Raw genomic sequence first — 20,461 nt, 5'->3', positions numbered from 1 at the left:
CGCGGGACGCCCCGGCTCACTTGACCGCCCCGGCGGTCAGCCCGGCGACGAAGTGCCGCTGCAGCAGCAGGAACCCGATGACGACCGGGATGCTCACGACGAGCGAGGCCGCCATGATCTCGTTCCAGTACACGTTGGTCTGCGTCGAGTACTGCCGGATGCCGACGGCCAGCGTGCGGTTCGCCTCGGTCGTCATCACCGACGCGAACAGCACCTCGCCCCAGGCCGTCATGAAGGCGTAGATCGCCACGGCGATCACGCCCGGCCGCGCCGCCGGCAGCACCACGCGCAGCAGCGCCCCGACGGGGGAGCAGCCGTCGACCCGCGCGGCCTCGTCGAGCTCCTGCGGGATGTTGTCGAGGTACCCCGACAGCATCCAGATGGAGAACGGCAGCGAGAAGGTCAGGTACGTGATGACCAGGCCGATGCGGGTGCCGACGAACTGGAAGCCCGTGCCCTGCTCGATGTTGACGAAGATGATGAACAGCGGCAGCAGGAACAGCACGCCGGGGAACATCTGCGTCGAGAGCACCGTCGTCGTGAACACCGACCGGCCGCGGAACCGGTAGCGGGACACCGCGTAGGACGCGAAGATCGCGATCACGAGGCTCGCGATCGTGGCCGCGCTCGACACGACGAGGCTGTTCACGAAGTAGCGCGCGAGCGGCACGGTGGTCCACATGTCGATGAACGGCTGGAACGTGATGGTGCTCGGCCACCACGAGAACGCCCCGCGGACGTCCTGCAGCGGCTTCAGCGACGACGTGACCATGATGTAGAGCGGCAGGGCGGTGACCGCCGCGAGCACGACGATCACCGCCGCGCGGAACGTCTTGAAGGCCCGGGTGTCATGCACGGCGCGACCTCCGGTTCAGCGCGATCAGGTAGGTGCCGGTCACGAGCAGCAGGAACAGCAGCAGCAGCACCGACATCGCGGCACCGGCGCCGAAGTTCCAGGTGAGGAACGACGCGTTGTAGATGTGGAACGAGATGAGGTCGCCCGCCGCCGGCTGCGCCGTGCCGAACAGCACGTACGGGGTGTTGAAGTCGTTGAACACCCACAGGAACATCACCAGGACGAGCACGAGGTTGACCGGCCGCAGCATCGGCAGCGTGATCGACCACCAGGAGCGGAACGCGTGCGCCCCGTCCATCGCCGCGGCCTCGTAGACGTCGTCCGGCACGGACTGCAGGCCGGCCGTCAGCATGAGGAACGCGAACGGCCACATCCGCCAGATCGCGACGATGACGATCGACGCGAACGCCCGCCCCCCGATGAGCCAGAACGGCTTGTCCTGCATCACCCCGAGGTCCTCGACGAGCAGGTGGTTGATGACCCCGTTGTCGCGCTGGAGCATGAAGTTCCACGTGACGATGCCGGCGTACACCGGCAACGCGTACGGCACGAGGAACAGCGTGCGGAACAGCGCCCGGCTGCGGAACGGCCGCTGCAGCGCCACGGCCGCGGCCATGCCGAGCGACCACGAGATGCCCACGACGAGCACCGTGTAGGCGCACGTGATCCCGAAGGAGCTGAGCAGGGCGCGCCCGACGGCACCGTCGACGTCGAGCGCGACCTGGTAGTTGCGCAGCCCCACGAACGGGGCCGACGTCCAGTCCCGGATGAAGAAGCGCGTGAGCTGCGTGAAGCTCATCCAGATGCCGGTGAGCATCGGCACCAGGTGGATGAACACCTCGAGCACCACCGCCGGTGCCAGCAGCGCGTACGGCAGCCACCACCCGCTCTTGCGGGTGCGGCGGCGGGGCACGGTGCGCGCGGCGGGCACCGGCGGTGCGGTGGGGGTGGTCGTGGCCACGGGGTCTCCCTCGGCGAACGCGGACCGGTGCGTCAGCCGACCGACGCCTGGACCTGGTCCTGGGCCGTCTGCATGGCCTCGCGCACGTCGTCGGCGGTGACCGTGCCGCCCGTGGCGATCGTCGCGAACATCGTGTTCATGGCCTGCCCGACCGTCGTCTCGAACTGGTCCTCGGCGGGGACCAGCGGCAGCGGCGCGGAGCGCTCGTTGTAGATCTGCGTGAACGTCTCGGCCAGCTCGGGGTCGTCGGTGAAGACGGCCTGGGCGTCCTTGAGCACGGGCAGCGACGAGAACGGCTTGCCGAGCGTCGTCTGCACGTCCTCGCTGGTCATGTACTCGACGAGCTGCAGGGCCTCGTCCGGGTGCTCGGTGTTGCCGAAGATCGAGATGTTGATGCCGGCGACGTGGCTGGCGACGTCGCTCTCGGCGTCGGAGGGCGCGGGGAAGGGCACGACGCCGTACGCGTCGGCGGCCATGCCGTTGGCCTCGATGGTCGCGTTGGCGTTGTTCTGGTTGAGGATCATCGCGGCCTTGCCGGTGGCGAAGTCCGCCACCGCGAGCGACGCGTTGTCGTACTGCGCGTTGCCGGGGTTGACGACCTCCTCGGCCTGCATGAGGTCGAGGTAGCGCACGATGCCGTCGACCACGCCGTCCTCGGTGAAGGTCGGGTTGCCCTCGTCGTCGAAGAGCTCGGCGCCGTTCTGCGTGGCGTTGATGAACGCGAAGTGGTTGTTCTCCGTGTAGCTGCCCGCGGCCAGCGCCATGCCGTACACGCCCGCGGCCGGGTCGGTGAGCGCCTGGGCGGCGGCGACCATGTCCTCCCACGTCGTCGGCGGCTCGAGGCCCGCCGCCTCGAACATCGCCTTGTTGTAGTAGAGCCCGTAGGCCAGCCCGTACAGCGGCACGGACGTCGGGTCGCTGCCCTTCTCGCCGCCGGTGGCCAGCGCGGTCTCGACGAACTTGTCGGCGCCGCCGATGGCGTCCATCGCGGTGTCGTCGAGCGGCATGAACGCGCCCGTGGCCTGCAGGGACACGGCCCACGTGTTGCCGATGTTGACGACGTCGGGCGCCTGGCCGGACGTGACGGCGGTCTGGATGCGCGTCTGCAGGTCGCTCCAGCCGATGACCTCCAGGTCGACGCCGATGCCCGTCTCCTCGGTGAACTGCTCGAGGACCGGCGTGAGCACCTCCTTGTCGTTGTCCAGGCTGGTGCCCTGGTTGCTGGCCCAGTAGGTGAGGGTGACGTCCCCGTCGCCGCCGCCGGACGTCGAGCCGCCACCACCTCCCCCGCCCGAGCAGGCCGCGAGGAGCAGGACGGGGACGGACGCTGCAGCGAGGTGGCGAAGCTTCACGGGGACTCCCTTGTCGTGTGCCGGGTACTACCTAACCGGTTCAGTTCGCAGGAGCACGTTACCCACCACTAGGCCGAACGGGAACCCTCCGTGACGAATTCGTGACAGGAGTCAGGGGGCGCGCCAACTGTGCGCCGTCGCCTCGGCCCCGGGTCAGGGCGCGGCGGGCCCCGTGCTGGACCGCACGCGCAGCTCGCTCGGGCGCGCACCGGCGCCGTCGTCCGGGGTCCCGGCGATCTCGGCCAGCAGCGCCCGCGCGCACCGGCGGCCGAAGTCCCGCGGGTGGCGGTCGAGCGCCGTGATCGGCGGCGCGCCGATCTCGCACAGCAGCGAGTCGTCCCAGCTGACGACGGACAGCCGGCCGGGCACGTCGACGCCCGCGCGCGCCGCCGCGCGCACGGCACCCAGCGCCATGACGTCGTTCGACGCGACCCACGCCGTCGGCCCGGGCCCGCGGCGCAGGCGTTCGCCGATCAGCCGCTCGGCCGTCCCCATGGTGTAGTCGCCGCGGATCGACTCGACCTCGATGCCCGCCGGGGCCGCCGCGGCACGCAGCAGCAGCTCGCGACGCTCCTCGTGCAGCAGGCCCGACGGGCCCGACAGGTGCCCGATCCACCGGTGGCCCAGGCCGTGCAGCAGCTCGACGACCTGCCGCGCGTCGCCGTGCTCGTCGGGCACGACCGTCGGCAGGACCGACCCCGGCTCGGCCGCGCCGTTGAGCACCGCGGGCAGCCCGAGGTCGCGCAGGAGCGGGATGCGCGGGTCGTCGCGGCGCTGGTCGAAGAGCATGACGCCGTCGACGCGCCGCTCACCGGCCCACCGCTCGTAGACCGGCAGGTCGCGCCCCGGCTCCGACCCGACCATGCGCAGCAGCAGACCGTACTCGGCGTCGATGAGCTCGGCCTCGATGCCCGACAGGACGAGCATGTAGTACGGCTCGGTGCCCAGCAGGTCGGGGTCCCGGGACAGCACGAGCCCGACGATGCCCGTGCGCGCACCGGACAGCGTGCGCGCCGACGAGCTCGGGTACCACTGCAGCTCACGTGCGAGCGCGAGCACGCGCGCCCGCGTCTGCTCGCTGACGCCCGGCTGGCCGTTGAGCGCGTAGGAGACCGACGCCTTCGACAGCCCGAGGCGCTGGGCGAGATCGCCGATGGTCACGCGCCCGGCCATGGGGCCGATGCTACCGGCGCCGTCGGCCCGGCCGGCCGGCGTCAGAGGAGCGTCAGCACGCCGAGCACCCCGACGGCGACGCCGAGCGCGAGCGAGACGGACACGAGCACGAGGTGCACGGTGAAGAAGCGCGTGACGTTGCCCTCGGCGTCCCGTGCGCGCGGGTCGGCGCTGACGCGCTGCCAGAACTGCGGCCACACGACGAGGTTCCACGCCCCCGCCGCGACCAGGACGAGGGACCACACGAGGGGGAGCTCCACGGACCGATCGTGGCACACCTCCGCCGCGGGGTCGTCGCTGCCGTCGGCCGTGTGACGGACGTCCCGACGCGCGTGACCGGTACGTTCGCCCGATGGGACTGCGACAGGTCGCGTGGCGTGCGTGCTACGAGCTGCTCGGCGCGCGCGTCCGGCAGCCCGCGTGGACGTTCATGAACTACGGCTGGGCGCCGCTCGACGCCACCGCGTCGCGGCTCGTCCTCGACCCCGCCGACGAGCCGGACCGGTACGGCGTCGGGCTCTACGCGCACGTCCTGGACGGTCTCGACCTCACCGGCGCGGACGTCCTCGAGGTCGGGTCCGGGCGCGGCGGGGGAGCGTCGTGGGTGGCGCGCTCGCTCGGGCCGCGGACGACCACGGGCGTGGACCTGGCGGCCTCCGCCGTCGCGCTCAGCCGCCGGGACCGCAGCGGGCCCGGGCTGCGGTTCGTCCAGGGGGACGCGCTCGCGCTGCCGTTCGAGGACGCGTCGTTCGACGTCGTGCTCAACGTCGAGTCCTCGCACTGCTACCCGTCGGTGGAGAGGTTCGTCGCCGAGGTGCACCGCGTGCTGCGCCCGGGCGGCACGTTCGCGTGGGCGGACTTCCGCGGTGCGGACGACGTCGCGGCCACGCGCGCGCAGCTGCGGTCCAGCGGGCTCGCGCCGGTGCGCGAGGACGACATCACGGCCGAGGTGCTGCACGCGCTGCGCCTCGACGACGCGCGGCGTGCCGCGCTGGTGCGGGACTGGATCCCGCGCCTCGTGCAGCCGGCGTTCCGGCCGTTCGCCGGCCTCGACGGCACGCGCACGCACGACCGGTTCACGACGGGCGCGACGCGGTACCTGTCGGCGCAGCTCGTGCGGGAGCGGTGACGCCGGACCGTCCGGAAGTGGTCAGATCGTGAGCGTGCGGGCCTGAAAGTGGTCACCTACGTGACCACGTGCGGTGCGTCAGCGCTCGCGGGGGCGCAGGCGCACGTTCGGCAGGTCGGGGGCCGGCAGCGGCGGGCCGGCGTAGCCGTGGACCTCGCCGAACCGGCCCAGCCCGGTGGTGTCGCCCGCGATCGCGGCCTGCCACTGCGCGCGCGCCTCGACGACCTCGTCGTGGGTGCGCCCCACGAAGTTCCACCACATGAGGACGGGCTCGTCGAACGGTGCGCCGCCCATGAGCACCGCCCGCACGGGTGCGTCACCGGCCTCGAGGACCAGCACGTCCCGCCCGGGCGGCGCGTACGCGAGCCACGACCGGGCGACGTCGTGGCCCTCGAAGCGCAGGTCACCGGTGTCGACCAGGACGCCGTGCTCGAACGCCGGGTCGACGGGCAGGACCACGCGCGCACCCGCGGGCACGTCGACCTGCGCCGCGACGAGCGGCGAGTACGCGCGCGCCGGTGACGCCACCGGGCCCAGTGCCCCCATGAAGACGCGGACCAGCGCACCGTCGACCGTGAACGTCGGGACGTCGGCGACGTGGTCGAACGCGCGCTCGCCGTGCCGGGCGGACTCCGGCAGCACCGTCCACAGCTGCACGCCGTGCAGCACCCGCTGCTCGGGGAACAGCGTGGGCGTGGCCTCCTCGCTGTGGCAGATGCCGCGGCCCGCGGTCATGAGGTTGAGCTGCCCCGGGACCACGACCTGCTCCGAGCCGAGCGCGTCGCGGTGCAGCACCGACCCCTCGAACAGCCACGTGACCGTCTGCAGCCCGGTGTGCGGGTGCGGGGGCACGTCCATGCCGCCCGTCGCCGCGACGTCGTCGGGGCCGTAGTGGTCCGCGAAGCAGAACGGGCCGACGAGCGAGCGGGCCCGCGACGGCAGCGTGCGGCGCACCGTCATGGCCCGCGGCCCGCCCAGCGGCACGTCGCGCGGCTCGACGAGCTCGACGTCGGCCGCCGGGCCGGCGACGCACACCTGCTCGTCGGGGTGCGGCTCGAGGTTCGTCACGCGGCCAGGCTACGTGCGGACGTGACGACGCGGGAGGGCGGCCGCCGCGCCGCCGGCCGCCGGGCCGCACTGGTAGCGTCGGCGCATGACCGACTCGCCGTACCTCGTCGCCGCCGGTGCCACCTGGGACGACGACGCGGACGCCGGCGCGTGGATCGCGGCCCGCCTCGGACCGGTGGGCACGAGCGTCGGGCACGCCGTCCCCCACGGGTACGACGCGTACGCGGTCGTGCCGTATCCGCTCACGGCCGGCGGGGCCGACGACGTCGACACCTACGAGCTCGTCCTCGACGCGCTCGCGGCCGTCACGGGCGACCAGCCGGTGCACTGCGGGCTGTGGGAGGGCTGGGGCTTCCTGCACGACCCCGGGACCGACCCGCGGTACGCGCCCGGGATGGGCGCCTTCGTCGCGTGGGACGACGACGAGGCGCCCGACCCCGCCGAGCAGCGGCGCGCCCGCGACGAGGCCCTGGCGGCCATGGCCCTCCTGCGCGTCGAGCGGCCCGCCGCCCCGCCGCTGCACCTGCCGCACCGCGCCTACCACCTGTGGACGGGTCCGCTGTGGGCCGCGCTCGCGCTGCGTCACGAGGCCGTCCCGTCGCTCGTGTGGCCCGAGGACCGGACGTGGTTCCTGGGTGCACCGATCTACACGCGCGAGCTCGCGGTGGGCGGCCCGGCCCACGTCGTCGACGCGCTCCTGGCGGACCCGCGGCTCGCGGCGCGCCGGGCGACGCCGGACGACCTGCTCGACATCGACGACTGACCGATGAGTCCGGGCCGCGGCGCCGGTCGACCTGCTGACCCCTCGACCCCACCGGAGGTACCCATGGCGACCGTCGTCTCCACCCTGTTCATCTCGCTCGACGGCGTGGCCGAGATCGACCCGGAGTGGCACTTCCCCTACTTCGACGACCGCATGGGCGCGGCCGTCGGCGAGGACTACGAGGACGTCGACGTCCTGCTGCTCGGCCGCGTCACGTACGACTCGTTCGCCGGTGCGTGGCCCGAGCGGGAGGCCGCGGGTGGCGAGGACGCGCCGTTCGCCAAGCAGCTCGGTGACGTGCGCAAGCTCGTCGCGACGCGCGGCGAGCAGGACCTGGGCTGGCGCAACGTCGAGCGCACCGCCGACGTCGTCGGCGCGGTCCGGGCGCTGCGCGACGACGCGGCCGTGGGCAAGGTGCTGGTCGCGGGCTCGGTCTCGGTGGTCCGCCAGCTCCTCGACGCGGGCCTCCTCGACGAGCTGCGGCTGCTCGTCCACCCCGTCGCGGCGCGCAAGGGCGAGCGGCTGTTCGCCGAGGCCGACACGTTCCGCCCGTTCGCGCTGCTGCGGTCCGAGGCGCTGCCGACGGGCGTGCTCCGCGTCGTCTACGCGCCGGCCGACCTGCCCGGCGCCGCGACGTACGACGACGCGAAGGACCACCTGCCGGACGCGTGACGCCCGGGGCGCGTGACGTCAGACCCGCAGCAGCGTCGCGGCCAGGTGGCCCGCGTACCCGCCGGGCGTGCGGCCGACTGGCCGGCCGGACGTGCGCACGTCGACCGCGTCCGACGCGACGACGTGCGCACCCGTCACGCGCAGCCGCGCGACGAGGTCGACGTCCTCGTGCTCGCGGGCCGGCAGGAACCCGCCGGCGCGCGCGTACGCGGACGCCCTCACCCCGAGGTTCGCACCGTGCACGTGCCCGTTGGGCAGGCCCGGGACGTGCGTCGCGCGCCACGTCTTCCACTGCGCGTCGCTGAGGTCCGCGGGGTCGGGGTGCACGGTCCCGACGACCACGTCGGCGCCCGCGTCGGCGAGGCGCACGTGCTCGACGAGCCAGTCCGGTCCGACCTGCGAGTCCGCGTCGGTGCAGGCCAGCCACGTGCGCGGGAGGTCGGCGCCGGCGAGCGCGTCGTCGACGCCGGTGCGACGGGCCGTGCCCACGTCACCGGCCTCGAGGTGCAGCGCCCGTACGCCCGCGTCCGCGCCGGCCCGGCGGCGCGCGCGGACGTACCGCGCGACGACGTCCGCGCTCGCGTCCCGGCAGGCGTCGAGCACCACGACGACGTCGACCGTGCAGCCGCCGCGCGCGAGCAGGGCGTCGCGCGCGGTGCCGAGCGCGAGCAGGCACCGCCCGAGCAGCGCCTCCTCGTCGCGCACGGGCACGACGACGGCCACGTGCGTCACGGCCGCGCGCGCGGCGCTCACCGCAGGCCCGTGCGCTCGGCCACCGACCGCGGGTCGCGGCTCCACACGTCGAGCAGCAGGTCGGCCTCGCGGTGCTCGACGAGGTGCGCCAGACCGGCGTCCTGCGCGGCGCGCGCGAGCGCCCGGTGCACGGCGTCCCCGGGCAGCGGGTAGTCCTCGACCGCGTGCCGCCAGTGGCACGCGAGCACCGTCCCGCCGCGCGCCAGACGCGTCAGCAGGTCCGGCAGCGCGTCGGTGAGGTCGGCCCACGACAGGTAGTAGCCGACCTCGGACAGCACGACGAGGTCGAACGGGCCGCCGGGCAGGGCGTCGTCGCCCGAGCCGCCCAGCGCGCCGCGCACGACCCGCGCGTGCGGTGCGTCCGCGAGGCGCTCGCGCGCGCGGTCCAGGGCCGCGTCCGCGACGTCCGTGCCCGTCAGCTCGTCGCACCGGGCGGCGAGCTCGGCCGTCAGGACGCCGATGGCGCACCCGACCTCCAGGGCGCGGGCGTAGCGGGCGTCGGGCAGCGCCGCGAGGGTCAGCGCACGCTTGCGCGCCTCGTACGGGCGGTCGGTGAAGCCCCACGGGTCGGCGTGCCGCGCGTACGTCGCGTCGAAGTACGCGGCGGGCAGCGTCGCGCGCGCACCCGGCCCGGGCCGCGCGGGCTCGTGCACGACGAACGGCTCGACGTCCCGGTCGAACCCGCGCAGGAACCGCGGGTGCAGCACGGGCGCGTCCGCGGGGTGGTCCGACAGCGGCTGCACCTGCGACGTGTGCGCCGCGACCGCACGCTGCTTGAGCACGACGGCGTGGTCGGACAGCGGCAGTGCGCGCAGGTCGTCCCACGGCACCGCGGGGTGCTCGGGCGTCGCCCAGTGCCACAGCCACAGGGGGGCCTCGGCCAGCGTGCACCCCAGCTCGTCGGCGAGCTCGGCGCACACCTCGGCCAGCACCCGGTGGTCGCGGTGGCCGTCGCCGCGCCACGTCGTGACGAGCGTCCCGACGGGCGCCCCGGCGGTCAGGACCGCGCGCAGGTCGGCCGCGACCCGGTCGCGGACCTCCCGCAGCCCGCCGTCCGGGTGGCCCAGGAGCGTCACGCCCGACGCGGGCGACAGGATCTCGACGGCGTGCCGGACCTCGTCGACGCGGCGACGCGCGAGGGCGGTCGGGTCGAGCGTCGGCGAGCCCGGGTGCGACGCGGCGCCGTCGGACACCACGACCACGTCCGCCGGACGGCCCGCGGCGGCGAGCTCGGCCAGCAGGCCACCGGCGGTCAGCGTCTCGTCGTCCGGGTGCGCGGCGACGACGACCGTGCGACCCGCGCGCGGCAGCGGCCACGGCGGCGCGGCTGCGAGGCGTGCGTCCCACACGTCCGGCGGCGTGCCGGCGGCCCGGCCGTCGAAGCTCACCACGGCGCCACGTCGCGGCCCGCGAGCGCCGCCCCCAGCGCGGCCTCGTCGCGTTCGGCGTGGTGCTGGCGCACGTAGACCTGCAGGTCCGCGACGCGCTTGGCGTGCTCGGCGTCGAGCGCGAGCGGTGCCGGGCCCAGCGCGTGGCCGACGCGCGCGAGCACGTCCTCGCACGCCCGGGCGACGCTCGCGCGCACCCGCCGGGCGACCACGGACCCGCTCACGCCCGCGTCCAGGTCGCCGTCCACGACGCGCGCGGCCTCCTCGAGCGCGCGGCGCGCGTCCTGCAGGGACGCGTCGACCGCACCGAGGTGCATCGCGACGAGCCGGTCGTCCGTGGCCGTCGCGCGCTGCCAGAGCGTGCGCGCCAGGCCCACCGCGCCGCCGTACCAGCACGCGGCCACGCCGATGCCGCCCCACCAGAACCCCGGCCGGGCCAGGTACCAGCCGGGCCCGCCGACGGGTGCGGCAGGGACGTCGTCGAACGCGACGGGCGTCGAGGGGATCTCCGTGAGCCCGCGTGACGCCCACGGCTGGTCGACGGGCGCGACGCCCGGGTCCGTCAGGGCGACCGCGAACAGCGCACGCTCACCGTCGGGCAGGTGGGCGGTCACGAGCGCGGCGTCCAGGCGGTCCGCGAGCGAGCACCACGGCTTGGTGCCGGTGAGGCGCCAGACGTCACCGTGCGGCACGGCGTCGAGCCGGACGCCCGGACCCTCGGCCGCGAACACGCCCCACGTGCGGTCGCCGTCGGCCGGCAGCCCGGCCTGCTCGCGGATCGCGAGGGCGTCGAGGTGCGGCTCGACGGCACGCGCGACGCCCAGGTCGTGCGCGCCGAGCGTCGCGAGCAGCGACCACAGGCGCAGGGTCGCGCCGGTGCCGGGACGCAGGTCGGCGGGCCAGCCACGGACGGCGGTGAGAGCGTCGTCGGGGTCGGCCGGCAGGCCGTCCGGCAGCCACGGCGTGCGCGTGCCGAGCCGGACGGGGGAGCGGGTGCGGGGCACGGACGTCCTCGGGTGGGGCGACGGGGGCCAGTCGATCATCACCGCGGGCGCCCCCGGCGGCGACCGGAACGAGCCGGCCGACGTGCGGGACGCGCGACGGCCGGGGTGCGACGCGGGACGTGCGGGGTGACGCCGGGGCCGGGCGGTGGGTCTGGTGCCGGCGTCCGGTCCGTCACAGGATGGGGGGTATGGGCGAGCCGGGGGCAGGCCAGGAGCACGTCGTCGTGATCGGAGCCGGCATCGCCGGCGTCCTGACCGCGGCAGCGCTGGCCCACGACGGACGGACCGTCACCGTGCTCGACCGCGACGACCTGCCCGACGAGCCGGCCCCGCGCCCCGGCGTCCCGCAGGGACGTCAGCCGCACCTGCTGCTGCGCCGCGGGCTGCTCGCGATCGAGGAGCTGCTGCCGGGCTTCGGCGACGAGCTGCGCGCCGCGGGTGCCGTCCCCGTCGACACCGGCGACCTCGCGTGGCTCGGTGCGGCGGGCTGGTCGCCGCCCTCGCGCCAGCTCGAGGTGCTGCTCGCGACGCGCCCGCTCCTCGAGCACCTCCTGCGGCAGCGCGTCCTGACGTCGCCGGGCGTGCGCGTCGTCGGCAGCCGACGCGTCTGCGGGCTGCGGCGCGGTGGGCCGGGGGAGCCGCGCTGGTGGGTGGACGCCGCCCCGGCCGGGTGGTCGGACGGGCCTGCCGCGGCGGGCGCCGACGCGGCACCCGAGGCGTGGCCCGCCGACCTCGTGGTCGACGCGTCCGGCCGCGCGTCGCGGCTGCCCACCTGGTTGGCAGCGCTCGGGGTGCCCCCGGCGGACGTCGAGGAGCTCGACGCGCACGTCGGCTACGCGACCGTGCGCGTCCGGCCGCCCGCCGGCGGGGTCGGGTCCGCGGGCGTCGTCGTGCTGCCCGGGCGCACCGGCGGCGGCGGCCTCGCGCTGCCCACCGAGACCGGCTGGTGGACGGTCAGCGGTGTCGGTGCGGGCGACCACCGGCCGCCGCGCGACCTGCCCGGGCTGCGCGCCTACCTCGCCGGCGCGCGGGACGACGCCCTCGCGCGCGTCGCCGCCGCCGGGCCGCTCGACGGGGACGTCGCGACGCACCGCCAGACCGGCAACCGCCGCCACCGGTACGACCGCGTGCCGGGGTGGCCCGACGGGCTGCTCGTCGTCGGCGACGCGCTGTGCGCGTTCAACCCGGTCTACGGGCAGGGCATCACCGTCGCCGCGCTGGACGCTCTCGCGCTGCGTCGCGCCGACGCGCAGGGGCGGCTGACCGGCCCGGGCGGTGCGGCGCGCGGCGTGCGCGCGTGCGCGCGGCTGGCCGAGGTGCCCTGGCAGATGGCGACGAGCGCCGACCGCGCGCTCGCCGGGCTGCCGGCGTCGCGGGCGCCCATGTCGGTGCTCGCCGGGCGGTGGATCGCGGAGCTGGAGCGCATGAGCACGCACGGCGACACCGTCGCGCAGGCCGCGCTGTCGCGGATCTACCAGCTCGTCGCGCCACCGACGAGCATGTTCCACCCGCGGCTCGTCGCCCGCTGGCTGCGCACGCGTGCCCGCGGGTACGGCCCGCCGGTGCCGCGGCCCCCGGTGCTGCCCGACGTGCTGCCGGACGTCGTGCCGGACGGGGTCGGTGGGGGGAGGTAGCGTCGTGACCCGTGGAGCTCCGGGTCGCTGCGTACGCCGTCGTCGTCGACCAGGGGCGTCTGCTGCTCGCCCACTGGGCGGAGGGCGGCCGGTCGGGGTGGACCATGCCCGGGGGTGGCATCGAGCCCGGTGAGCACCCCGAGCGCGCCGCGGTGCGCGAGGTCCGCGAGGAGACCGGCTACGACGTCGAGGTCGATGCCCTGCTGGGCGTCGACTCGCTCGTCGTGCCGGGTGAGGGGCGCATCGTCCCCGGCCCCGACCTGCAGGCGCTGCGGATCGTCTACCGCGCGCACGTCGTCGGCGGCGAGCTGGCCGACGAGGTCGACGGCTCCACGGACCAGGCGGCCTGGGTGCCCCTCGACGAGGTGGACGACCTGCAGCACGTCGGCCTGGTCGACGTCGCGCGCCGGTTCGCCGGGCTGGCCGTGCGGGACTGACGTGCCGTCGTACCGCGTGACGGCGTCCGTCGGGCTGCTGCGTCCCGGGACGGCGGCCCCCGACGTGCTCCCCGAGGCGGTGGCCGCGGCCCGCGCGCTGACCACGGTCGAGGCGTTCGACGTCGGCGTGGTCCGGGGCCGCGCACGCGTCACCGTGCGGTTCGAGGCGGCGGACGACACGGTCGCGCGGCGCATCGGGTGGGCCGTGATCGAGCGCCTCGACGAGCTCGCCGAGACGACCGACGGCCACCTGACGCGCCGCTACGGCAACCGGTGGTACCCGGCAGGCGCCCGCCGCCGCCAGGACTGACCTGCGACCGGATCGCTCTCTCGCACCACATGGGGGGTGACCCTCGTCCTCCTGGGGGTGAGAGAGCGATCCAGTTCTGCGCTCCGGTGGGGAGAGCGACCCGGTGCGCGTCGGGCGGGTCGGGGGCGCCGCGGCGCGACGCGCGGCAGGCTGGGGCGGTGACCTCCCTGGACGACGTCGTCGACGAGCTCTACGGCGGGACGCTCGACGACTTCGTCGCGCGCCGTGACGCCGCCGTGCGCGCCGCCAAGGCGGCCAAGGACAGGGAGGTCGCCGGGCGGATCGCGTCGCTGCGCAAGCCGACGGTGGCCGCGTGGGCCGTGAACGTGCTGGTCCGGGACGACCCCTCGCTCGCCGACGCGCTGCGCGACCTCGGCGAGGGCATGCGGGACGCCGAGCGGACCCTCGACGGGCCGGCCCTGCGTGAGCTCGGCAAGCAGCGTCGGGCGCTCGTCTCCGGGCTCGTCGCCCGCGCGCGACGGCTCGCGGCCGACGGCGGCCAGAAGCTGTCGACGGCCGCGGCCCAGGAGGTCGAGCACACGCTGACGGCCGCGCTCGCGGACCCGGGCGTCGCCGACGCGGTCGCGGCCGGCACGCTCACGCACGGCACCGAGCACGTCGGGTTCGGTGCCGCACCCGCCGTCCCGGACGACCGTGAGGCGGTGCTGCCGGAATCCGGCGGCAACGCTGCACGGTCCACGGGGCGCGAGGAGCGCGCGTCCGGACGGGGAGGCGCGGGCGGGGCGGCTGCGCGACCGCGTGCGCGGGACGGCGGCCCGGAGCGGGCGCACCGCACGGCCCGCACGTCGGACGGCGCGTCGGACGGGGCCTCGGCCGCGCAGACGCGTGAGCACGAACGCCGAGAGAAGGAGCGCGAGCGCCTGCGCCGCCGCCACGAGCAGGCCGTCGCCGCACGTGAGGCGGCGGAGGCCGACCTCGAGCGGGCGCGCACGCGCCACGAGGACACCGCGGCGGCCGAGCAGCAGGCGGTCGCCGCGCTCGAGGACGCGGAGACGACGTCCGCGCAGGCGTACGCCGCCGAGGAGGAGCTCGTCCGGGCGCTGGCCGACGTGCGTCGTCGGCTGGCCGACGCCCGCGCCGCCCTGCCCCGGGTCGACGAGACGCTCGTTGCCGCACGCGCTCGTGCCCGTGAGCACGAGAAGGCGGTCCGCGCCGCCGCGCGCGAGCTCGATCGCGCGACGAAGGCCGCCGACCGCGCGCGTGACCAGGAGCGACGCGCGTCCGACGAGCTGCCCTGAGCGTCGCCCGCTCCACCCGCCGGCGCCCACGGGCGTCCGGACGCCCCTGGTCCGCGCCTCGCACCGGGCCGGAGGTCCCGCGGCCGCCCGCGGTGTCCGGTCATGATGTCCCCGTGCCGACAGAACCCGACGACGACGAGCTCGAGCTGATCCGCCGCTCGGGGGCGGTGCTGCGCGTCGGGCGGCTCAGCCTCGCGGCCGGGACGGGGTCGTACCGCGTGAAGGCGTCGATGGCGCGCGTCGCGCGGGCCCTCGGCATCGACCGGCACCAGGCGCACGTCACGCTCACCGAGATCACGACGACCTCGCACCGTGGCCGGTCCTTCCGCACCGAGGTCACCGAGGTCCGCACGGTGGGCGTCAACACCGACCGGCTGGCGGAGCTGGAGCTGTTGGCCCAGCGCGTCGAGGCGCGTGCTCCCGTCACGGTCGACGACCTCACCACCGAGATCGACCGGATCGCCGCCAAGCCGCCGCTGTATCCCGTCGCGCTCAACGCGCTGTGGGCCGCGATCGCGTGCGCGGCCTTCGCGTTCCTCAACAACGGGGGCCCGATCGAGGTCGCGGGGGCGTTCGTCGGTGCGGCGCTCGGCCAGGCGCTGCGCCGGGTCATGCTGCACCGCGGTTTCAACCAGTTCGGCGTCACCATGCTGGCCGCGACCCTCGCGAGCCTGTCCTACCTGGGCTTCGTGCAGGCCCTGCACGCGCTGGGACTGACGGGCGGCCTCCACGAGGCCGGGTACGTGGCCGCCGCGCTGTTCCTCGTCCCCGGGTTCCCGCTGGCCACGGGTGCGCTCGACCTGGCCCGGCTCGACTTCTCGGCCGGCGTCGCGCGCCTGACCTGGGCGCTCATGATCTTCGTGTCGGCCGCGTTTGCGGTGTGGGCCGTGTCGATCGTCGTCGGGCTCAGCCCGGACCCGCCGCGTGAGCTCGCGCTGGACCCCGGGGTGATGACGGCGCTGCGGCTGCTGGCCTCGTTCGTCGGTGTCCTGGGGTTCGCGCTCATGTTCAACAGCCCGTGGCGCATGGCGCTGGTCGCCGCGAGCGTCGCGACGCTGCCCAACCTGCTGCGGATCGAGGCGGTCCTCGTGCTCGACTGGCCGCCGCAGGCGGCCGCCGCGTGCGCCGCCTTCCTCGTGGGGATCCTCGCCGCGTTCATCGCGCCGCGCCTCAACATCCCGCGCATCACGGTGTCCGTGCCGGCAGTGACGATCATGGTCCCCGGCGTGCCCGCGTACCGGGCCGTGTACTACCTCAGCAACGGTGACGTGACGCAGGCGCTGACCTACGGGGTGTCCGCGGCGCTGGTCGTCACGGCGCTCGCGGTGGGGCTCGCGGTGGCGCGCATGTGCACCGACCGCGAGTGGGGCTTCGAGCACTGACCTCACCTTTTGGTCGCAGGACGGGCGCCCGGTACCCTGTGCAACGTCCTGGAGACGTCGCATAGCCAGGTCTAGTGCGCGGCCCTGCTAAGGCCGTGAAGGGGTCAACCCTTCCGTGGGTTCAAATCCCACCGTCTCCGCAGCACGAAGGCCCGGTCCACGCGGACCGGGCCTTCGTCGTTCCCGGCCGCAGCGGCTCACAGCCGCAGGAGCCCCGCCGCCGTCGGCGCGAACCCGCACGCACGGTAGAACCCCTCGAGGTGCGGCTCGAAGTCGACGTGCAGCCACGCGCACCCCGCGGCGCGCACTTCCACGACGAGCCGTTCCACGAGCCGTCGCCCGGTCCCGACGCCCTGGTGCGCGGGGTCGACGACGGCGTCCAGCAGGAACGCGTGCGCGCCGCCGTCCCAGCAGGCGTGGACGAAGCCGACGAGCGCGTCGTCCGCGAAGGCCCCCACCCACGTCACGCTGTGGCGGTCGAGGCGCGCGGCCCACGGCGTGACGTCCTCGGGAACGGCGGCGCCGAACGCGCGGGCGTGCAGGGCGGTCAGGGCGGCGTCGTCCACGTCGAAGCGGACGCGCAGGTCGGCAGGCGGCACGGGGCCAGCGTCGCAGGGTCCCGCCCGCGCGGGGCCCGCCGCACCGACGGGACGTCCGCTTCGCCCCGTTGCGTCCGGACTGCTCTGCCGACATGCTCGTCGCACGTCGACGAGGACAGGGGGTCGCGATGCGTGGCATGCGTCAGGTCGTGCAGGTCGTGGTGGGTGCGCTCGCGGTCGCGGGTCTGACGGTGGTGGCGTCGCCACCGGCCCTCGGCGCCACGGTGCCCAGCGGGTTCACGGACGCACTCGTCGCGGACGTCGACAACCCGACGGCGATCGCGTTCACCGCGGACGGGCGCATGCTCGTGGCGCAGCAGGCGGGGCGGCTGCGCGTGCGCACCGCGGCCGGCACGCTGCTCTCGACCCCCGCCCTGGACCTGACGGGCCGGCTGTGCACCAACGCGGAGCGCGGCCTGCTCGGCGTCGCGGTCGACCCCGACCCCGCGACCCGCGCGATCTACGTGTTCTACACGGCGCGCGGCACGAGCACGTCGTGCCCGACGAGCCAGCGCGCCAACCCCGCAGGTGCCCCGACCAACCGCGTCTCACGCTTCGTGCTCGGCGACGACAACACCGTGGACCTGGCGAGCGAGACGATCCTGCTCGACGGCATCTACTCCTCCGAGGGCAACCACAACGCCGGTGACCTGCACGTCGGCAAGGACGGCTACCTGTACGTCACGACGGGCGACGGCGGCTGCGACTACGCGGGCGACAGTGGCTGCGCGGGCAGCAACGACGCGTCGCGCGACCGCAACGTGCTCAACGGCAAGGTGCTGCGCGTGGTCCGGACCACGGGTGCCCCGGCGCCCGGCAACCCGTTCACGGGGTCCGGGACAGCGAGCTGCCGGCTGGCCCCGGCCCCCGCGGGGACCATCTGCCAGGAGACCTTCGCGTGGGGTCTGCGCAACCCGTTCCGGTTCGCGTTCGACCCCGACGCCGCGGGCACCGTGTTCCACGTCAACGACGTGGGCCAGAACGCGTGGGAGGAGATCGACCTCGGGACCGCCGGTGCGGACTACGGCTGGCCGGTGCGCGAGGGGCACTGCGCACAGACGGGGTCCGCGTCGAGCTGCGGCGCGCCGCTGCCGGCGGGCATGACCGACCCGATCCACGACTACACGCGCTCGACCGGCTGCGGCTCGATCACGGGAGGGGCGTTCGTGCCGCACGGGGTGTGGCCGGCCGCGTACGACGACGCCTACCTGTTCGCCGACTACGTGTGCGGCCGGATCATGATGCTGTCGGACGGCACGCGCACCAACCTCGCGACGGGCCTCGGCGGGGCCGTCCACCTCGAGTTCGGTCCGTACGCCGGTAGCCAGGCGCTGTACTACACGACGTACGCGAACGGCGGCGAGGTGCGGCGCATCGCCTACACGGGCACCGAGAACCGGCCGCCGACGGCAGTGGTGACCGCGAGCCCGGCGACCGGCGCGGCGCCGCTGGCCACGACGCTCGACGGCTCCGGCAGCGCCGACCCCGACGGCGGCGCGCTGACGTACCTGTGGAGCTTCGGCGACGGCGCTGCCGACGCGACCACGACGACCCCGACCGTCCGGCACACGTACGCCGCCGGGTCGTGGACCGCGACGCTGCGGGTCCGTGACGCGGCGGGCGCGACGTCGTCCCCGGTCACCGTCCGCATCAGCTCGGGCAACACCGCACCCGTCGTGACGCTCACGTCGCCCGCGGCGGGGGCCACGTTCACGGTCGGCGACACGATCCGCCTGACGGGCTCGGCGACCGACGCGCAGGACGGCACGCTGCCCGGCGCGAGCCTGAGCTGGACCGTCGTGCGCGTCCACGACGCGCACACCCACCCGTTCCTGGGCCCGGTCACCGGGACGGGCACGAGCTTCACGGCTCCGGGCCCCGAGGACCTCGCCGCGGCCGCCAACAGCTACCTGCGCGTCAGCCTCACCGCGACCGACGCGCAGGGCGTCGAGACGACCGTGACGCGCGACCTGCAGCCGCGCAAGGTCGCCGTCACGCTGGGCACCTCGCCCGCGGGCCGCACGCTGACCGTCAACGGCGAGACGGTCACCGGCCCGACGACCGTGACGTCGTGGGCGGGCCTCGACCTGCAGCTCGCCGTGCCCGCGCAGTCCGACGCGCAGGGCGTCGCCTACGTCCTCGACCGGTGGTCCGACGGCTCGACGTCCGCGACCCGGACGTGGCGGACCCCCGCGAGCGCGGCGACCCTCACGGCGACGCTCACGGCGTCGTCGACCCAGCGCGGGCTGCGCGGCACGTACTTCGACAACAGCGACCTCACCGGCACGAGCGTCACGCGCATCGACCCCACCGTGGCCTTCCGGTGGGGTGCCGGCGCCCCCGTCGCCGGTATCGGGGCCGACACCTTCTCGGTGCGGTGGACGGGCTCGATCGTGCCGCGCTACTCGCAGATGTACAGGTTCGCGACCACCAGCGACGACGGTGTGCGCCTCTGGGTCGACGGCAGGCTCGTCATCAACCAGTGGACCGCCCACGCGGAGCGCGTCGACACCGGGACGGTCGTGCTGACGGCCGGGCAGGCGGTGCCGATCCGCCTCGAGTACTACGAGAACCAGGGCGACGCGACGATCCAGCTGCGCTGGTGGAGCGAGTCGCAGGCATGGCAGGTCGTCCCGGCGGAGCGGCTGCGCCCGAGCTAGGTCACCTCGGTGCGGGCCGCGTGCGGCTCGTGCGTCAGGTGGGACAGGTCGACGTCCCACGTGCCGTCGCGCGCGACCCGCCAGGTGCCCGTGTCGAGCATGTCGTGCCAGCGCGCGATGCGCTGGGGGAGCGTGGAGTGCGCGACGAGCAGCGGGTCGGCCTGCGGGTCGTGCCGGAACGTGTCCGGGCCGGGGCGTGACCCGTCGAGGACGAGCGGCGTGGCGTGCCCGTGCACCGCGACGACCCAGTGCGGCTGCCACGCGGTGACCGGGGCCGTCCCGGCACGCTCCTCGGCCCGCGCCGCCGAGAGGTACTCGCGCGACCGGCGCAGGCTCTCGTCGAGCGACGCGAACTCCTGCCCGGGTGCGAGGTGGGCCGGTGCGCGGCCTGGTCGCGCTCCCACACCGTCGCGCCAGGTCCAGAGCGCGGCGACCTCCTCGGTCAGGTCGTACCCGTGGCGGTGCGCGAGCTGGTCGGCCTCGGTCCACGTGAGGCCGGTCCGCAGGCGGGTGACGACTACCGCACCCAGCCCGACGAGCCGGGCAGCCCACCCGTGCAGCGCGTCGTGCACCTCGCGGGCGCTCACCGGGCCGCCGCCGGGGCTGTCACAGCCGGCGCGCCCGTGGGTGCGCTCGCCCCGGCGGTGACGGCGTCGCCGCGGTCGTGACGACCGACCACCGTGCCCTCCTTCATGCGCATGACGTGTGGGAACGCCTCGGGACCCGCGGCGGGCCGTCACCGTGACACACATGTGCACTCGTCGGCCCGCTCGTCGTGACATGCCACCCGGTCGGCCGATCGTCAGCGGGTGAAACGCCGCCCGATCGGCCCCGTACCAGCCGGTACGGCGGGGGCCGACGTGCGGCGCCCGCACCGGGTGTGGGCCACGCCGCACGGTTCGCGTTTTGGGTCCGGGCGCTGTGCCTGTATCGTTCTGGACGGCCCGCAAGGGTCGTGCGCCCGTAGCTCAATGGATAGAGCATCTGACTACGGATCAGAAGGTTGGGGGTTCGAGTCCCTTCGGGCGCGCAGCAGTGACGAAGGCCCCCCCCCCGGGGGG

At 75.3% G+C, this 20,461-nt stretch carries 20 protein-coding genes and 2 tRNA genes; 11 read left to right on the top strand and 11 right to left on the bottom strand.

Translation table 11 applies throughout. The annotated features are described in order from the left end of the window. Positions 1 to 16: 16 nt before the first annotated feature. The 5 genes from H9657_RS04080 to H9657_RS04060 form a co-directional block, all read right to left on the bottom strand. Positions 17 to 856, bottom strand: a complete 840-nt coding sequence (locus tag H9657_RS04080) for a carbohydrate ABC transporter permease (protein WP_191780562.1) — start codon at positions 854 to 856, stop codon at positions 17 to 19. Continuing rightward, the gene (locus tag H9657_RS04075) at positions 849 to 1,817 is read right to left on the bottom strand and encodes a carbohydrate ABC transporter permease (RefSeq protein WP_191780560.1); all 969 of its coding nucleotides are present in this window, start codon (positions 1,815 to 1,817) and stop codon (positions 849 to 851) included. Before H9657_RS04075 ends, H9657_RS04080 begins: the two co-directional genes overlap by 8 nt. Positions 1,818 to 1,849: 32 nt before the next feature. Beyond that, positions 1,850 to 3,169, bottom strand: coding sequence for an ABC transporter substrate-binding protein (locus H9657_RS04070; RefSeq protein ID WP_191780558.1), 1,320 nt, complete (start codon positions 3,167 to 3,169; stop codon positions 1,850 to 1,852). Positions 3,170 to 3,322: 153 nt separating this feature from the next. Then, the gene (locus H9657_RS04065; RefSeq protein ID WP_225214538.1) at positions 3,323 to 4,342 is read right to left on the bottom strand and encodes a LacI family DNA-binding transcriptional regulator; all 1,020 of its coding nucleotides are present in this window, start codon (positions 4,340 to 4,342) and stop codon (positions 3,323 to 3,325) included. A gap of 41 nt (positions 4,343 to 4,383) precedes the next feature. After that, positions 4,384 to 4,602: an SCO4848 family membrane protein gene (locus H9657_RS04060; RefSeq protein WP_191780556.1), complete on the bottom strand. Its 219-nt coding sequence runs from the start codon at positions 4,600 to 4,602 to the stop codon at positions 4,384 to 4,386. 92 nt (positions 4,603 to 4,694) lie between these two features. Here H9657_RS04060 and H9657_RS04055 point away from each other — a divergent pair, with 92 nt between their 5' ends. Beyond that, positions 4,695 to 5,471 (top strand): class I SAM-dependent methyltransferase, encoded by a 777-nt coding sequence (locus tag H9657_RS04055; protein WP_191780554.1) that lies wholly within the window; start codon positions 4,695 to 4,697, stop codon positions 5,469 to 5,471. A 78-nt stretch (positions 5,472 to 5,549) separates the two neighbouring features. On the opposite strand, the gene H9657_RS04050 is transcribed toward H9657_RS04055, so the two are convergent. Continuing rightward, entirely contained in the window at positions 5,550 to 6,539 is a 990-nt protein-coding gene (locus tag H9657_RS04050) for a pirin family protein (protein WP_191780552.1), read from the bottom strand. An 85-nt stretch (positions 6,540 to 6,624) separates the two neighbouring features. Here H9657_RS04050 and H9657_RS04045 point away from each other — a divergent pair, with 85 nt between their 5' ends. After that, positions 6,625 to 7,302, top strand: a complete 678-nt coding sequence (locus H9657_RS04045; protein ID WP_191780550.1) for a hypothetical protein — start codon at positions 6,625 to 6,627, stop codon at positions 7,300 to 7,302. Between the two features lie 63 nt (positions 7,303 to 7,365). Continuing rightward, complete coding sequence (locus H9657_RS04040) at positions 7,366 to 7,974, top strand: dihydrofolate reductase family protein (RefSeq protein WP_191780548.1); 609 nt, start codon at positions 7,366 to 7,368, stop codon at positions 7,972 to 7,974. 18 nt (positions 7,975 to 7,992) lie between these two features. Here H9657_RS04040 and H9657_RS04035 read toward each other — a convergent pair whose 3' ends face one another. The 3 genes from H9657_RS04035 to H9657_RS04025 are packed head-to-tail and all read right to left on the bottom strand — an operon-like array spanning position 7,993 to position 11,119. Then, positions 7,993 to 8,727, bottom strand: a complete 735-nt coding sequence (locus H9657_RS04035; RefSeq protein ID WP_191780546.1) for a glycosyltransferase — start codon at positions 8,725 to 8,727, stop codon at positions 7,993 to 7,995. Then, the gene (locus tag H9657_RS04030; protein ID WP_191780544.1) at positions 8,724 to 10,118 is read right to left on the bottom strand and encodes a PIG-L family deacetylase; all 1,395 of its coding nucleotides are present in this window, start codon (positions 10,116 to 10,118) and stop codon (positions 8,724 to 8,726) included. Before H9657_RS04030 ends, H9657_RS04035 begins: the two co-directional genes overlap by 4 nt. Beyond that, positions 10,112 to 11,119 (bottom strand): acyl-CoA dehydrogenase, encoded by a 1,008-nt coding sequence (locus H9657_RS04025; protein WP_318241272.1) that lies wholly within the window; start codon positions 11,117 to 11,119, stop codon positions 10,112 to 10,114. The genes H9657_RS04030 and H9657_RS04025 overlap by 7 nt, the downstream gene beginning before the upstream one ends. A 188-nt stretch (positions 11,120 to 11,307) precedes the next feature. On the opposite strand from H9657_RS04025, the gene H9657_RS04020 reads away from it, so the two are divergent. The 6 genes from H9657_RS04020 (at position 11,308) to H9657_RS03995 (ending at position 16,281) form a co-directional block, all read left to right on the top strand. Beyond that, positions 11,308 to 12,753 carry an FAD-dependent oxidoreductase gene (locus tag H9657_RS04020; protein WP_191780540.1) on the top strand — a complete coding sequence of 482 codons (1,446 nt, stop codon included), beginning with the start codon at positions 11,308 to 11,310 and terminating at the stop codon, positions 12,751 to 12,753. An 11-nt stretch (positions 12,754 to 12,764) separates the two neighbouring features. Further along, the gene (locus H9657_RS04015; RefSeq protein ID WP_191780538.1) at positions 12,765 to 13,190 is read left to right on the top strand and encodes an NUDIX hydrolase; all 426 of its coding nucleotides are present in this window, start codon (positions 12,765 to 12,767) and stop codon (positions 13,188 to 13,190) included. A gap of 16 nt (positions 13,191 to 13,206) precedes the next feature. After that, positions 13,207 to 13,500, top strand: a complete 294-nt coding sequence (locus H9657_RS04010) for a hypothetical protein (RefSeq protein WP_318241271.1) — start codon at positions 13,207 to 13,209, stop codon at positions 13,498 to 13,500. 158 nt (positions 13,501 to 13,658) lie between these two features. Then, on the top strand, positions 13,659 to 14,759 hold the full coding sequence (locus tag H9657_RS04005) for a hypothetical protein (protein WP_191780534.1): 1,101 nt from the start codon (positions 13,659 to 13,661) through the stop codon (positions 14,757 to 14,759). Between the two features lie 113 nt (positions 14,760 to 14,872). After that, on the top strand, positions 14,873 to 16,141 hold the full coding sequence (locus H9657_RS04000) for a threonine/serine exporter family protein (RefSeq protein WP_191780532.1): 1,269 nt from the start codon (positions 14,873 to 14,875) through the stop codon (positions 16,139 to 16,141). Between the two features lie 50 nt (positions 16,142 to 16,191). Then, positions 16,192 to 16,281 (top strand) — tRNA-Ser (locus H9657_RS03995). A gap of 57 nt (positions 16,282 to 16,338) precedes the next feature. Here the strand turns inward: H9657_RS03995 and H9657_RS03990 are convergent. Continuing rightward, entirely contained in the window at positions 16,339 to 16,740 is a 402-nt protein-coding gene (locus H9657_RS03990) for a GNAT family N-acetyltransferase (RefSeq protein WP_191780530.1), read from the bottom strand. Between the two features lie 128 nt (positions 16,741 to 16,868). Between H9657_RS03990 and H9657_RS03985 the strand changes: the two genes are divergently transcribed. Further along, entirely contained in the window at positions 16,869 to 19,400 is a 2,532-nt protein-coding gene (locus H9657_RS03985) for a PQQ-dependent sugar dehydrogenase (protein WP_191780528.1), read from the top strand. Here H9657_RS03985 and H9657_RS03980 read toward each other — a convergent pair. Beyond that, entirely contained in the window at positions 19,397 to 19,987 is a 591-nt protein-coding gene (locus H9657_RS03980) for a hypothetical protein (protein ID WP_191780526.1), read from the bottom strand. The two genes, H9657_RS03985 and H9657_RS03980, sit on opposite strands and share 4 nt — an antisense overlap. Before the next feature lie 370 nt (positions 19,988 to 20,357). Between H9657_RS03980 and H9657_RS03975 the strand changes: the two genes are divergently transcribed. Further along, positions 20,358 to 20,430, top strand: a tRNA-Arg gene (locus H9657_RS03975). The last annotated feature ends 31 nt before the right edge of the window (positions 20,431 to 20,461 follow it).

Origin of the sequence: Cellulomonas avistercoris, assembly GCF_014836445.1 — a bacterium.
In the GTDB taxonomy this organism is placed as follows: Bacteria; Actinomycetota; Actinomycetes; order Actinomycetales; family Cellulomonadaceae; genus Cellulomonas; species Cellulomonas avistercoris.
This window is presented reverse-complemented; position numbering and strand designations above follow the sequence as displayed.